Origin of the sequence: Leucobacter chromiireducens, assembly GCF_003917135.1 — a bacterium.
Lineage (GTDB): Bacteria > Actinomycetota > Actinomycetes > Actinomycetales > Microbacteriaceae > Leucobacter > Leucobacter chromiireducens_A.
Map to the genome: position 1 here is coordinate 1 of NZ_RPDI01000044.1, position 14,608 is coordinate 14,608.

The 14,608-nt window shown below is 68.6% G+C and carries 9 protein-coding genes; 8 read left to right on the forward strand and 1 reads right to left on the reverse strand.

From position 1 onward, the window contains the following. Positions 1-533: 533 nt before the first annotated feature. The 5 genes from EGM46_RS13625 to EGM46_RS13645 all read left to right on the forward strand — a co-directional run bounded on the left by EGM46_RS13625 (position 534) and on the right by EGM46_RS13645 (position 10,425). Positions 534-4,589 (forward strand): DUF11 domain-containing protein, encoded by a 4,056-nt coding sequence (locus EGM46_RS13625; protein ID WP_164512912.1) that lies wholly within the window; start codon positions 534-536, stop codon positions 4,587-4,589. 149 nt (positions 4,590-4,738) lie between these two features. After that, the gene (locus tag EGM46_RS13630; protein WP_164512913.1) at positions 4,739-6,313 is read left to right on the forward strand and encodes a helix-turn-helix transcriptional regulator; all 1,575 of its coding nucleotides are present in this window, start codon (positions 4,739-4,741) and stop codon (positions 6,311-6,313) included. A 140-nt stretch (positions 6,314-6,453) separates the two neighbouring features. Next, a complete protein-coding gene (locus EGM46_RS13635) occupies positions 6,454-8,553 on the forward strand; it encodes an MMPL family transporter (RefSeq protein WP_125100678.1) in 2,100 nt (699 codons plus the stop codon). Further along, a complete protein-coding gene (locus EGM46_RS13640) occupies positions 8,519-9,811 on the forward strand; it encodes a sensor histidine kinase (protein ID WP_125100679.1) in 1,293 nt (430 codons plus the stop codon). The genes EGM46_RS13635 and EGM46_RS13640 overlap by 35 nt, the downstream gene beginning before the upstream one ends. Beyond that, entirely contained in the window at positions 9,808-10,425 is a 618-nt protein-coding gene (locus EGM46_RS13645) for a response regulator (protein WP_125100680.1), read from the forward strand. The genes EGM46_RS13640 and EGM46_RS13645 overlap by 4 nt, the downstream gene beginning before the upstream one ends. Before the next feature lie 32 nt (positions 10,426-10,457). Here the strand turns inward: EGM46_RS13645 and EGM46_RS13650 are convergent, their stop codons facing one another. Further along, positions 10,458-11,507: a threonine aldolase family protein gene (locus tag EGM46_RS13650; protein WP_125100681.1), complete on the reverse strand. Its 1,050-nt coding sequence runs from the start codon at positions 11,505-11,507 to the stop codon at positions 10,458-10,460. A gap of 110 nt (positions 11,508-11,617) precedes the next feature. Between EGM46_RS13650 and EGM46_RS13655 the strand changes: the two genes are divergently transcribed. The 3 genes from EGM46_RS13655 to EGM46_RS13665 all read left to right on the forward strand — a co-directional run. Further along, on the forward strand, positions 11,618-12,547 hold the full coding sequence (locus EGM46_RS13655; protein WP_125100682.1) for an ABC transporter ATP-binding protein: 930 nt from the start codon (positions 11,618-11,620) through the stop codon (positions 12,545-12,547). Next, positions 12,544-13,395 carry an ABC transporter permease gene (locus EGM46_RS13660; RefSeq protein WP_125100683.1) on the forward strand — a complete coding sequence of 284 codons (852 nt, stop codon included), beginning with the start codon at positions 12,544-12,546 and terminating at the stop codon, positions 13,393-13,395. Before EGM46_RS13655 ends, EGM46_RS13660 begins: the two co-directional genes overlap by 4 nt. A gap of 42 nt (positions 13,396-13,437) precedes the next feature. Continuing rightward, a partial coding sequence (locus EGM46_RS13665; protein WP_125100684.1) for a sensor histidine kinase occupies positions 13,438-14,608 on the forward strand: 1,171 nt, incomplete at its 3' end.

The window sequence follows — 14,608 nt, forward strand, 5'->3', positions numbered from 1 at the left end:
GGGCACGGCGCCCTGGTGGAGTGGACACCGTTTGGGCGAGCCCTCGGCGACGGTCCGGATCGACTCGCCCCGCTCCATGCGCGCAGGCTCGAGCCCGTCCTTGGTCCTGCGAACGATGTCGCGACCGGGGTCCTCAGCCGGGGCGGTCGGCGACCTGCGGGGGTGCTCTCTGCTCGACCGCATCCTGACGTCGCCAGAGACCCAACAGGTGTGCATGTGGAGAGGCAACCACGATGTCGCCCCAGGGCGCTGCAACGCACGGGTCGTCTGGGGTGCGCGCTTGGGTATTTTGTTGGGTAGATCTGCCTACTGCCGAACCCCGCGAACGTTCTGAAGGGTTCAATCGTGATCGAGTAGTGGCAAACGTGCCTTGCTTTCCTCATCCGACGAACTAGTTAGGCAGCATGAGAAACAGAGTTGACGTGCGCTCACGCACCTCATTGCACAAGAAGAGAGAAGCGCGTTCTCAGTCTGCGCGCGGTCTGAAAAGGATTGCGACAGGGGCGCTTGCCCTCATCGTTGCGAGTAGTGGCATGGTCGCTTCGCCGGCGTTCGCAGTCATGACGGACGGACCGACCGGTTTCACAGATCGACCGGGTGTCGCGAAGGACCCAGCGGTTCTCTATTCTGAAGATTTCGAGAATGTCGCTGATCCCACTGGTCCGTACACGCCATTGGTTGACTATGTGTCGGAGGCGGGGATTCGCTACACGGCTGATCCCTTCTGGGCAGATTCGATCAACGCGTGCAATGGTTTCGTCGCATCGGGCCTCAGTGACTTCGGACACTCATGCGGCGGGAGCCTGTCCACACAGGGCGGCCTCCGCCAACTGGCAGATACTCTGGGGCAGCTCAACGGCTCCGACCCCCAGAGCAACTCGGTACTCTCCGCGTACACCGGGGGACCGCGTGCGGCCGGCGGCTTGGTGCAATTCGCAACGGTGGGAGAGCCGATCTCCGCACCGGCTCCTCAGCGATTCATTACCTTCTCGGTGAATGCGGCTGCAACGTCCTGCTGGGCGGCCCACCCGAGTTTGAGCTTCTCGTATGTTTCGAATGGTGTTGAAGTTCCGATCGATACCGGCTCGCCGATCGATCCCTGCAGTGATCCTCGCGCCCAGCAGATGACCCCAACAGGTGCGTCGCCGGAACTCAGCGTTTTCTATGCGGGTACATTTACTTCTGCCGGGTCGTTCCTGTCAGACGGTGCTGATTTCGGAATTGTCATGCGCAACGGATCAGGTCAAACCGCCGGCAACGATGGTGCTGTTGACGATATTCGCGTTCTCGATGTCACACCTCACCTCAATAAGGAATTTGCTCCTGAGCGGGTTGAAGTGGGCTCCGTGAGCACGCTCACCTTTACGGTGACGAACACGTCGGAACTCGCATCGAACAACGGCTGGGCATTTACCGACACGCTTCGTGAAGGGTTGCGCGTCGCAGATTCGCCGAACATTACCAACACCTGTGATGCTGATGTCACCGTGAGTGGTGCCGGTGTGATCGAAGTCAAAAATGGTGATCTTGCAGAGAAGCAAGCAACCTGTGAGATATCTCTCGATGTCACTTCCGATTCCCCAAGAGGTGCCGAAGCAAGCCCGGTTGTGTACGTGAACAACGCTGCTGATATTCGTGACGTGATTGGGCTCGACGTGACCAACGAGACCACGGTTGAGTTCTTCTCTGCGCCGAAACTCTCGATCGAGAAGACCTCGGACGCAGATCAGAATGCGCGCGTCGGCCAAACCGTGAACTACGAGGTGAACGTCACCAATACGGGCACCGCGGACTTCACTTCAGCTCACCCTGCTCGCCTGGACGATGATCTTGCTGATGTGCTCGACGATGCAACATACAACAACGACGTGGACGTCTCGTTCTCAGATGGTTCGACGAGCGCCGCACCAGTTGTGGCGGATGGAAAGCTCACGTGGTCCGGGCCGTTGAAGGTCGGAGAAACGGCCACGTTTGCCTACTCGGTCACACTCAACAACGCGGGCAATGGTGAGGTCGTGAACAACGCGTGTGTTCCGGCGGACCTTTCCTCCGGTGAATCGAACTGTGCTTCGACGACGACGGAGCTTCCCAAGCTCGTGATCGCGAAGTCCTCTGACGTGTCTGATCTCCCCGAGAACGGCGGCAAGGTCACCTACCAGGTGACCATCACGAACCAGGGCCCCGGTGACGCGACCGCGCAGAATCCCGCTTCGTTTGTGGACGACCTTTCCGAGGTGCTTGACGACGGCGACTTCGTCGACGAATCACTGTCCGCGTCGATGGGAACTGCTACGCGTGACGGCAACGAACTGTCCTGGTCAGGTCCTCTGGCCGCATCGGAGTCGGTGACGGTCACGTACGAGATCGAATACGACTCGGCCAAGGGCGGCGACCACGCACTCGTGAACGTGGCCTGCCTGCCCGCTGACCTGGCAGCTGATCCTGATCGTCTGTGCCGTCAGGTGCAGGTCCCGGGTGCCGCGCTGCAGCAGTGGAAGACCGCTGATCCCGCCTCCGGCGCGGTTGCTGCGGGTGACGAGATCACCTACACCCTGCACTTCAGGAACACCGGTCAGGCCGCGGTCGACATCAACAACAGCGACGACCTCGCCGAGGTCATTGATGATGCCGACCTGATCGCGGGTCCGACTTCGTCATCGGGTAACCTCACTGCCGCCGTCGATGGAAACACGATCCGTCTGGGTGGTTCTGTGGCTGCCGGCGCTGAAGAAACGGTCAGGTACACGGTCAAGGTGCGCGCATTCGCAGACCGCGGAGACAGCGTCCTGACGAACGCGCTTGCGACGTGTGAAGCGAACGACACCGCACTGTGCGATCCGGTCGTGCATCAGGTGCCCCATCTGATCATCGAGAAGTCCTCCGATGTGTCGGAGTCCCGCTCCGGTGACACGGTGACGTACACGATCCGTGTCACGAACGACGGAACCGCCGCGTACACCGAGCAGAGCCCGGCAACGTTCGTTGACGACCTCACGGGCGTGCTGGATGACGCGACGTTCAACGATGACGCGAAAGCGTCTGTGGGCTCGGTGTCCTACGCAACGCCCGAGCTCTCGTGGGAAGGACCGCTTGCTCCGAATGAGTCAGCGACGATCACCTACTCGGTGGACGTGACGAGCGCTGGCGATCACCGACTGTTGAACACGGTGTGCGCGCCGGTCGCGGGAGAGACGGCCGCGTGTGACGACAACACGGTCCTGCTGCCGAACGTGCTTGTGACGAAGAGCGTTGATCCGGAAAGCGGCACGAGTGTGCAGCCCGGTCAGACGGTGACCTACACGCTCTCCTTCGGGAACGACGGCCTGGCACCCGCGGCTATCGATTACACGGACGACCTGTCGGACGTGCTCGATGACGCCGAGTTCGGTACCGGCCCGACCGTTTCGGACCCTTCCCTCGCGGCAGTGAAGACTGGCGAGGAGATCGGCATCACTGGCGACATCGCGCCGGGGCAGACGGTCACTGTCAGTTACACCGCGGTGGTGAAGGCTGATGGGGAGCGCGGAAACAACGTGCTCGGCAACGTGCTCGCGCACAGTGGTACCACTGACCCCGAGTGCGGGGATGACGGGGTCTCGTGCACCGAGAACCCGATCGGTGAGCTCCTGACCTGGAAGACGGTAGACCCGGCGAGCGGTGCTACGCTCCGCGCTGGCGACAACGCAACGTACACGCTGCACTTCGAGAACACCGGCAAGGCAGATGTGACGGTGAACCACGACGACGTCCTCACGCAGGTGCAGGACGACGCGGATATCACGGTTCAGCCCGAAGCCTCAGGTGCTGCGCTGAGTGCCTCTGAGATTGCGGAAGGCCGGTTCACGGTCACCGGGACCCTGGGCGCCGGCGAGAGCGCGACCGCGTCCTACACCGTGCGGGTGAAGGCCGATGGAGAGCGCGGGGACGATCGTCTCGCGAACTTCCTGGTCCCGCAGGGTGAGCAGCCTCCTGCCTCGTGCGAGGTTGCGAAGGATCAGCTCCCGAACTGCACGGTGAACCACGTCTCGGACGTGACCGTGGTGAAGTCCTCTGATCCGGAATCCGGTACTCGGGTCAACCCTGGTGACGATGTGACCTACACGCTGATGTTCACGAACCTCTCGATGAACAGCGAGTCAGCACCGGTAGCTGTCGACTACACCGATCACATGAAGAACGTGCTCGATGACGCGACCCTGGTGAAGGAACCGAGCGCATCCAGCGCATCGCTTGATGCAGAGGTCTCCGGCGACACGATCCGTGTGCGGGGTGATGTTGCGGCGGGTGATGTTGTCACGGTGACCTACACGGTCAGGGTGAAGGCGTACGCCGAGCAGGGCGATCACACGCTTGAGAATGTGGTTGCCGTCACTGGTGAGACCCCTGTGTGCGTGGACGGTTCCGGGCTCTGCACGACTCACGACGTGCCGCCCGTGAAACCAACGCCTCCGGGCCTTGCGCTGACGGGTTCGGACTCCATGCTCGCAGTCGGAGCGACCGTCCTCGCGGGGCTCATGGTCGGAGCTGGCGCCATGCTGTTCACGCGTCGACGCAAGTCCGGCACTGAAGAAACCTCATCGCTCGTGTAACGCGATGGAGTAGGCCAGGGCGGTGTCTTTCCACTCCCCTCGCCCTGAACCAGGTTGGGCCCGGCTTCGCTTCCCCCGAGCGAGACCGGGCCCAGCTGTTTTCTAGAATGAGAGGGTGCTGGGTCAAGCGCATGATGACAGGAGCAGACGTGGCCGTTTCCGAGGTCGATGCAGCGGAGCAGCTCTTTCTTGACAAATGGTACGGAATTGACGCGGGCGACGCGCAGCGGATCATCGAAGCGACCAGGCATCTCGCTGATGACAAACTTCTGCAGCGGCCTGTCCTCGTCACCGCCGCAATCGTTTCCCTCCAACGCCTCTCGGCCGAGCAGCCCGCCGACCACGCGGGTGCCCTGCACCGCTTCGCCGCACTCGTCTTGGCCTTTCCGGAAAGCTCTATCGGCGCGTCGTTGACGGGTGTGCGTCTGCGCCAGTGGCGTCTGATGGAGATGATCGCGCGCCGCTGGCGACGCGAGTACGATGCCGCACTGGAGCTGTCCTCATTGCTCGCGGAGAACTCGGGAAGCCTCTCGCTCTCCGGCATGCTGTTCCGCCCTGACGGTGACGGGCTTTGGCCAGGACATGTGTCGCTTCAGCGTGGGATCACCGAGGCGCTCGCCGGGAATTTCAGCGCTTCTATGCGACTCTTCACGAAAGCCTATGGGCAAGGCGGCGAGCCGCCGTACCTGCACTACGCAAAAGCCAATGCGGCAGCGAATGCAGCGATGATCACGACTCTTGAAGGAAACACAGGGTCAGCGCTCGACTGGATCAACAGATGCAACAGTGTCGCGGAAGTGCCCGATTGGATCAGCCATCTCACGTACGTCGGGCGTGACATCGCCCAGACACAGCTCGCCCTCGACAGGATGGACACCGATGCTGCCGCCAGTATTCTGACGGCAGCGCATCGAGATTCGAGCCAGGTTGAACTCTGGCCATTCCTGCTGCACGTCTCGATCAATCACTCTCTCGCTTCAGGCGAGCCCGTGAAGGGCTACGAGATGCTCAAAGAAGCCGGGTTTGCGCGAGGGCGCGTGACTGCGATCGACACGGTGGCAGGACATGTGGTGTTCCGCGCCTACTTGGATGTGCTGATCGCGATGGGCGAAGCCGGTATCGCGCTCCGACTGGCGAACGAGCTGGGGCACCCGCTGCGGTCTCTGGTTCCCGTTGCCCGTACTCACCTCTTCGGTGAGAACTCCACCGAAGCGGCTCGGGTCGCGTCTCACGCGCTTCGTCGGGCAGAGCTCCCATTGCGCGACATGTGGGAAGCGACCTGGGTGCACGCACTCGCTGAAGCGGCGCTTGGGCATTTCGAGGAGGCCAAGCGATCGTACGAGATCATCCGCAAGGGGAGTCCGGCAATGATGCCCTCACTCCTTGCACGCGCGCCGCGCGACACGGTTGAGCGCCTCTACGATCTTCTCGGCGAACGACGCCCAGAAGTGTATGGGTCGATGCAACACGTCGTCCCCGAGCTTCCCAAGCTGACTTCCCGAGAACGACAGATCCTCCAACTCCTCGCAGAAGGCCATCTCCCCCGTGAGATCGCCGAGAAGGAAGTCACGTCGATCCATACCGTCCGCACGCACATCAAAGGGATCTATCGCAAGCTCGGTGTGTCCGCCAGAGACGACGCGATCCGGCGCGCCGAGGCGCTTGGTCTTCTCCGCTGGGTACATCTTGACGGAAAGAACCACGTGTTCCGTACGTCTGCGTGAAACGGTCACGCCACCGTGCTGTTCGAGCGGCCGAGCAGGACGCGGCTCACCCCGCGCCGCACTCATCAGTCAAAGTGATGAGATGAGGATCAGCCGTGCCCGCGATGCCGCGGGCACGGCGCCCTGGTGGAGTGGATGCCATGGTTGCATCTCAGAATTCTCGGGGCTTCTCCGGCTGGCTGACCTCGCGCGGCGGGGCCTGGCTCGCCCTCGGCGCCGTCCTCCTCATCATGACGGTGCTCTTCGGCGCGTTCGGCTCGGCGACGGCCCCCGCGCAGAACGCTGCGGCGCCGCCCGACTCCGAGTCGGCGCGTGCCGCGGCGCTGCTGCAGGAGTTCCCCGACGCGGACCGGCAGTCGGTGCTGGTGGTGGTCACCCCGAGCGGCGGCGGCGAGCTGTCGGCGGCGGATCGCGCCGAGGCGGCGGGGCTCCTCGCCCTGCTCGACGAGCACGCTGACGCCCCGGCCACCGGGCCGCTCGTCAGCGAGGACGGCGGCGCCGCCCTGCTCGTGGTGCCGATCACCGCCGGCGACACGAACGGCGAGACCGCCGAGCTGATCGGCGAGCTGCGCGCCGAGCTCGCGGCGCAGGGGCCGGCCGGGCTGGAGCTGCAGGTCACCGGCGGGCCGGCGTTCGGCGCTGACGTCGCCGCGGCGTTCGACGGCGCGAACTTCACGCTGCTCTTCGTCACGATCCTGATCGTCGCGATCCTGCTCATCGCGACGTACCGCTCGCCGATCCTGTGGCTCATCCCGCTCGTCGCCGTCGCGCTCGCCGATGGGCTCGCCGGCCGGCTCACCGCAGCCGCCGGCGCGGCGCTCGATCTGCAGTTCGACGCCGGCATCATCAGCGTGCTGGTGTTCGGTGCTGGCACGAACTACGCGCTGCTGCTGATCTCGCGCTACCGCGAGGAACTGCTCGCCACCGACGACCACCGGGCCGCGCTCGCCGGCGCCTGGCGCGCGACCGCGCCGGCGATCCTCGCCTCGAATCTCACGGTGGTGCTCGCGCTCCTCACCCTCGCGCTCGCCGTGATCCCCGGCACGCGCGGGCTCGGCATCTCCGCCACGATCGGGCTGCTCGTCGCGCTCGCGGTCGTGCTGTTCCTGCTGCCGCCGCTCCTCGCGGTGTGCGGGCGTCGCGTGTTCTGGCCGTTCGTGCCGCGCCCCGGTCAGGCGCGCAGCCAGGGGCGGGTGTGGCGCGGCGTCGCCGCCCGGGTGGGGCGTCGCCCGGTGGCGAGCCTCGTCGGCGGAGTCGCCCTCCTCGCGGTGATGTGCGCCGGGCTGATCGGCACCTCCGTTGGGCTCGACCAGGTCGAGAAGTTCCGGGTGCCGTCGGAGTCGGCTGCGGGGCTCGAGACGCTCTCCGCGCACTTCGCGCCCGGCGAGGCGCAGCCGATCCTCGTGGTCGCCGAGCAGGAGGCTGCCGACGCCGTGGTGGCGGCCGCGCGCGGCGTCCCCGGCGTGGTGCGCGCGCACCCGGCTGGGGAGAGCGCCGACGGTGCGCTCACGCGGATCATGGTCACGAGCGAGTACGCGCCGAGCTCGGCGGCGAGCCTCGACCAGATCGGTGAGCTGCGCGCCGCCGTGCACGAGGTGGCGGGAGCCGACGCCCTCGTCGGCGGGGCGGTCGCCACCGACGTCGACGCGCGCGCGGGCAACCAGCGCGACCTGTGGCTCATCGCCCCGCTCGTGCTGCTCGTCAGCTTCGTGGTGCTCGCCCTGCTGTTGCGCGCGCTCGTCGCCCCGCTCGTGCTGCTCGCCGTGAACCTCGCGAGCGCGCTCGCCGCAATCGGCGCGGGATCCTGGCTCAGCCGCGTCGTGTTCGGGCAGCACGCGCTCGACCTGCAGGTCCCGCTGCTGGCGTTCATGTTCCTCGTCGCGCTCGGGATCGACTACACGATCTTCCTCGTGCACCGTGCGCGTGCGGAGGCCGAGCGGCACGGCACGCGCGGCGGCATCGTCGAGGCGGTCGCGCACACGGGCGGGGTGATCACGAGCGCGGGGATCGTGCTCGCCGCGGTGTTCGCGGCGCTCGGCGTGCTCCCGCTCGTCACGCTCGGCCAGCTGGGCCTCATCGTCGGGATCGGCGTGGTCGTCGACACCCTCGTCGTGCGCACGGTGATCGTGCCCGCGCTGTTCGCCCTGGTGGGGGACCGGATGTGGTGGCCGGGCACCGCGCGGCAAAGTCGGGGAGAATCGAGGTATGAGCTTCGTGAACGTGCCACTGCCGCGCGCTGACGCCGGGACCGCCCGGCCGCGCGGCGCCGCGGCGACGACGCGCGCGATGGAGGTCGGCCAGCACCTGATCGCGATCGCGCTCACCGTGATCGGTGTGGTCCGCGCGATCGGCGACGGCACCCCGACCGCCGCGGTGCTCGCGTGCGGCATCGCGTTCCTCGCCTGGCACACCGCTGGCACGCTCATCCCCGCGCGCAGGCGCACACCGGGGGTGGCGATCTGGTGGCTCGCTGGGCTCACCGTGGTGTGGGCGGCAGCGATCTCGGTCTCCGCCGAGTTCGTCTGGCTCGCCTTCCTGCTCTGGCTGCTCGCCGGGCACCTGCTGCCGCTGCGCTGGGGGCTGCCGTACGCTGTCGCCGTGCTCGCCGCGGTGGTGCTCGCGCCGATCCTGCACCACGGCGCAACGAGCTACGCCAACGTGTTCGGCCCGCTGATCGGCGGGATCTTCGCCTTCGGAATCTCGCGCGGCTACCTCCAGCTGCTGCGCGACGCGGCCGAGCGCGAGCGCCTCGTCGACTCGCTCACGCGTGCGCAGCGCGAAACGGCCGAGCTGCAGGATGAGCTCGCGCTCGCGCAGCGCGAGTCGGGGGCGATCGCGGAGCGCACGCGGATCTCACGCGACATCCACGACACGATCGCGCAGGCGCTCTCCTCGATCAAGCTGCTCGCGCACGCCGAGCGCAACCGGACGGCCGACGCCGCGGCGGAGCGCACGCTGCAGCAGGTCGAAACGCTCGCCGGGGAGAGCCTCGCCGATGTGCGCAGGATCGTCGCCGCGCTCGTCCCAGCCGAGCTCGAGGAGGACGCCCTTGCCGCAGCGCTGCGCCGCATGCTCGACCGTGCGGGCGAGGAGGCCGGCCTGCAGGTCGAGCTCCACGTCGACGATTCGCTGCCGCTGCTGCCCACCGCGACCGAGGTTGCGCTGCTGCGCGCCGCGCAGTCGGGGCTCGCGAACGTGCGACTGCACGCTGGCGCGAGCCGGGTGGTCGTCAGTCTCATCGACGCCGACGGCACGGTGCGCCTCGACATCATCGACGACGGTGCCGGCTTCGACGTCGCGGCGTGGGAGCGCGACGCCGATCACCGCTCAGCGAGCTACGGGCTCCGCTTCATGCGCGCGCGGCTGCGCGAGCTCGGCGGCGGGCTCGACATCGAGAGCGCGCCGGGCGACGGCACGGCGCTCTCCGTCCACCTGCCGCTGCACCCGGCCCCGAGCCGGCCAGCGGCGGACCACCCAGCACCGGAGGATCCAGCATGACCACCACCGTTCTGCTCGTCGACGACCACCCGGTGGTGCGCAGCGGGCTGCGCGCCGTTCTGGACACCGACGACGTGCGCGTGGTCGGGGAGGCGGCTACGGGGGAGGAGGCGATCGGGCTCGCCGCGCAGCTGAGCCCCGACGTAGTGCTCTGCGACCTCCGGCTGGGCGACGGGATCGACGGGATCCAGGCCACGGCGGCGCTCCGCGCGCTCGATCCAGCGCCGGCCGTGCTGATCCTCACGACCTTCGACCGCGACGCCGAGATCCTCGGCGCGATCGAGGCCGGCGCGACCGGGTACCTCCTGAAGGACGCCGCCCCAGACCAGATCAGGGACGGCATTCGGCGGGCGGCGGCCGGCGAGATGATCCTCACCCCCGAGCTCGCGACGCGCGTGCTGCAGGGGATCCGCAACCCGCTGCCGAAGCTCACCGAGCGCGAGGTCGAGGTGCTGCGCTGGCTCGCGCGCGGCGCGACGAACCGCGAGATCGCGCGCGGCCTGTTCGTGTCGGAGGCGACCGTGAAAAGCCACCTGGCGCACATCTTCACGAAACTCGAGGTGGACAGCCGATCCCGCGCGATCCACGTCGCGCGCGAGACGGGGCTCGTGTAGCGGGCCGCCTCCCGTGTCGCCTGCCCGCGCCGCTACGCGGCCAGCGCCGCGAGCAGCGCGTCGACGTCCTCAGGGGTCGTGTCCCACGCGCACATGAGCCGGTAGAGATCCGGATCCCCCGGCCAGCTGCCGAACGCGAAGCGCTCCTGCGCACGGGCGGCGGTGGCGGCCGGCATCGTCGCGAACACGGCGTTCGACGCGACGGGCTGCGCGATCCTGATCTGTTCGATCGCCGCGATCCCGTCCGCGAGCCGGGCCGCCATCGCGTTCGCGTGGCTCGCGGAGCGGTGCCACAGATCGCTGCCGTAGAGCGCGAGCAGCTGCGCGGAGATGTAGCGCATCTTCGACGGCAGCTGCAGGTTGATCTTCCGCAGGAACTTCGTGCCGTGCGCGGCCTCCGGTCGCAGCACGAGCACCGCCTCAGCCCCGAGCAGCCCGTTCTTCGTGCCGCCGAGGCTCAGGAGGTCGGCGCCCACCTCGCTCGTGAGCGCCGCGAGCGAGACGCCGAGGTGCGCCGCGGCGTTGCCGAGCCGCGAACCGTCGATGTGCAGCACCATGCCGCGCTCGTGCGCGAAGTCGGCGAGGGCGCGCAGCTCCTCCTGTGAGTAGCAGGTGCCGAGCTCGGTGACCTGCGACACCGAGATCGCGAGCGGCTGCGCGCGGTGCTCGGAGCCGAAGCCCCACGCCTCGCGCGCGGCGAGTTCGGGTGTGAGCTTCCCGTCCGGGGTGTCGACGGCGAGCAGTTTCAGCCCGCCGGTCTTCTCTGGTGCGCCGGCCTCGTCGCCGTTGATGTGCGCCGTGCGCGGCGTGATCACCGCACCCCACCGCGGCAGCGCCGCCTGCAGGGCGAGCACGTTCGCGCCGGTGCCGTTGAACACGGGGAACGCCTCGGTGTCGGCGCCGAACAGGGTGCGCGCGAGCTCCTGGAACTCCGCGGTCACCGGGTCGCCGCCGTACGCCGGCGCGTGCCCGCCGTTCGCCGCAGCGAGGGCGGCGAGCACCTCGGGGTGCGCGCCCGCCCAGTTGTCGGACGCGAAGGACCTGGGGAGCGGGCTGGGCGTTTCGGCTGCGGTGCTGGTCACCGTTTCAGCCTACGCCGTGGGGCCGGCCCCAGCCATCCACCGATCGGTGGATGCGAGAATCCGCCGCCCAGTCGCTGCCGCGCCGGCCGCGCAGCGGCGAGGCTTGGGACATGACGATTTCACACGACGACGCACCCATCCGCGTGCGCGGACTCCAGAAACGGTACGGCGAGCAGACCGTGCTGGCCGGCCTCGACCTCGACGTCGCGCCGGGCGAGACGTACGCGCTGCTCGGCCCGAACGGCGCGGGTAAGACCACCGCGATCGAGATCCTTGAGGGCGTGCGCCGGCCAGACGCTGGCGAGGTCAGCGTGCTCGGCAGGGACCCGCTCACCGCGCCGCGCTCGTGGCGAGAGGAGATCGGGATCGTGGCGCAGCGCACGAGCGACGCCGGGCCCTACACCGCGCGCGAGCTGATCGCGCACTTCGGCGCGCTCTACCCCCGCCCGCGCGGGGTCGACGAGGTGCTCGGGCTCGTCGGGCTCACCGAGCAGGCCGGTGTGCGCGCCGCGAAGCTNCTCACCGAGCAGGCCGGTGTGCGCGCCGCGAAGCTCTCGGGTGGGCAGCAGCGCCGCCTCGATGTCGCGCTCGGCATCGTCGGCCGGCCGCAGCTGCTCTTCCTCGACGAGCCCACCACCGGTTTCGACCCGGCAGCCAGGCGACAGTTTTGGGAGATGCTCGAGGGGCTCGCGGGGGAGGGCGTCGCGATCCTGCTCACCACGCACTACCTCGACGAGGCCGCGCGCCTCGCCGACCGGGTCGGCGTGCTGACGGGCGGCACGATCGTCGCCGAGGCGCCGCCCGCCGAGCTCGGCGGCGCCGCGTCGCGCACCCCCGTGGTGAGCTGGCGCGATGCCGGCGGCGTGCTGCGCGAGGAGCGGAGCGAGACGCCGGCCGCGGTGGTCGCCCGGCTGCGCGAGGCCGCGCTCACGGCGGGGATCCCGAGCGGCGAGCCGGCGGAGCTGCAGGTGCGGCGCCCCGAGCTCGAAGACGTGTATCTCGGGCTGATCGCCCAGAACGGACAGGAGGAGACGCGATGACGCAGACCGTGAATGTGGGTCCTGGGCCGCGGGCTCGGCGGAGTGCGCTGAGCGATGGCGTGCGCGCGATCGGGCTGGAGCTGCGCGGCTACTTCCGCGTGCCGGACACCGTGTTCTTCACCTTCCTCTTCCCGATCATGCTGCTCGGGATCTTCGGCTCGGCGTTCCAATCGACGGGCGAGGTGGGGCAGCTGCCCGACGGCTCGGGCGGCGTGAGCATGGCCGCGTACTACATGCCCGGCCTCGTCGCGGCTGGCCTGCTGCTCGCCGGGATCCAGAACCTCGCGATCGACATTGCGCGCGAGCGCACCGACGGCTGGCTGCGCCGGCTGGGCGGCACCCCGCTCTCGCCGGTCAGCTACTTCATCGGCAAGATCGGCGTGACGCTCATCACCGCGCTGCTGCAGCTGGCGCTCCTGCTCGCCTTCGCCGCGCTCGCGTTCGACGTCGAGCTGCCGACCGAGCCGGCCGCCTGGCTCCGCTTCGCCTGGCTCTTCCTGCTCGGGATCGCCACGATGACGCTGCTCGGCATCGCGCTGTCCGCGCTGCCGCGGTCGTCGCGGAGCGCGTCGGCGGTGGTGATCCCCGTCGTGCTGATCCTGCAGTTCATCTCCGGCGTGTACCTCCAGATCACAATGCTGCCCGAGTGGCTGCAGCACATCGCCTCGGTGTTCCCGCTGAAGTGGCTCGCCCAGGGCATGCGCAGCGTCTTCCTCCCCGACCATCTCGCGGCGGCCGAGCCGGCGGGGGAGTGGCAGCTCGGCACCGTCGCGCTCGTGCTCGCGGCGTGGCTCATCGTCGGGCTCGTGGTGAGCCTCCTGACCTTCCGCTGGCAGCGGCGGTCGTGAGCCGCGCGGCCGAGTGTCTGCGGTCCGTGAGAGAGTGACAGCATGAACGCGCAGACCGAGTCCCGGCCCCGCCCGCTGCGGTGGTGGGATCTTGGGGTGCTCGTGCTCGTGCTCGTGCTGTGCACGCCGAGCGGCCTCGGGGCGGTGAGCTGGGATGGGCTCGGCGTTGCACCGGTGCGCACGGTCGGTGCGCCGCTCGCGGTGCTCGCGGCGTTCGTCGCGCTGTACGTCACGCTCGGGCGCCCGGCGCTGCGCCGTGGCGTGCAGGAGGTGCCGCGCACCCCGCTCGATCTCGGGTTCCTCACGGCAACAGTGGCGCTCGTCGGCGTGGGGGCCGGCATCAACATGAGCTTCGCGACGCTGCAGGCCATCGTGTACCCCATGATCTGGGTCATCGTCGGCGGTGGCGCAGGGCCCGCGGAGTACGAGGTCCCCGTCACGCGGCGGCGCGGCTGGCGCGCCGCCGTCGCGTGGAGCGCGGCGCTAGCGCTCGCCATGGGGCTCGGCGCGAGCGTCTTCCTCGTGTGGGCCGACACGTCGTCGCCCATCCTCACCGCGGCGGGCGTCGGCGTGGCGTCGTTCTGCTTCGCGGTTGTGCTCGGCACCTGGATCACCTCGGTCCACGAGCAGGCCGAGCGGCACCGCGCGCTCGCGGAAGAACTGCGTCTCGCGCAGCACGAGGTGGCTGAGCTGTCGGCGGTGCGCGGAGCTGCCGCGGAGCGTGAGCGGCTCTCGCGTGAGCTCCACGACACGCTGACGCAGACCCTCGCCGGACTCGTCATGCTGAGTGAGCAGACCGAGCGGGCGCTCGCCGCCGGCGATGCAGCGCGCGCCGCCGAACGCGCCGGCCGGGTGTCGGCCGCGGCACGCGAGTCGGTCGCGGAGGCGCGGGCGCTCGTCGCCACCACGCAGCCGCTCGGCGAGCGTGGCCTGCACGCGTCACTCGAGCGCATCGCGGCGCGACTGCGGGCGGACACGGGGCTTGAGGTGGCGTGTCAGCTCGACGAGGTGGCGCTCGACCGGGAGCAGCAGGTGGTGCTCCTGCGCGCGGCGCAGGAGGGCCTCGCGAACGCTCGCAGGCACGCGCAGGCCACCCGCGTCGCGCTGACGCTCGAAGCGATGCCCGGCGGCGGCGGGGTGCTCCGCGTCACCGACAACGGGGTGGGGCCTGCGGCGGGCGCGGGAGTGGCCGCGCCGGCGGGTGCAGCGACCG

What these genes read in the sequence shown, in the direction of transcription:
- EGM46_RS13625 (WP_164512912.1), top strand. Translation starts at nt 534, where the DNA reads ATGGTCGCTTCGCCGGCGTTCGCAGTCATGACGGACGGACCGACCGGT.
- EGM46_RS13635 (WP_125100678.1), top strand. Translation starts at nt 6,454, where the DNA reads ATGGTTGCATCTCAGAATTCTCGGGGCTTCTCCGGCTGGCTGACCTCG.
- EGM46_RS13645 (WP_125100680.1), top strand. Translation starts at nt 9,808, where the DNA reads ATGACCACCACCGTTCTGCTCGTCGACGACCACCCGGTGGTGCGCAGC.
- EGM46_RS13660 (WP_125100683.1), top strand. Translation starts at nt 12,544, where the DNA reads ATGACGCAGACCGTGAATGTGGGTCCTGGGCCGCGGGCTCGGCGGAGT.
- EGM46_RS13640 (WP_125100679.1), top strand. Translation starts at nt 8,519, where the DNA reads ATGAGCTTCGTGAACGTGCCACTGCCGCGCGCTGACGCCGGGACCGCC.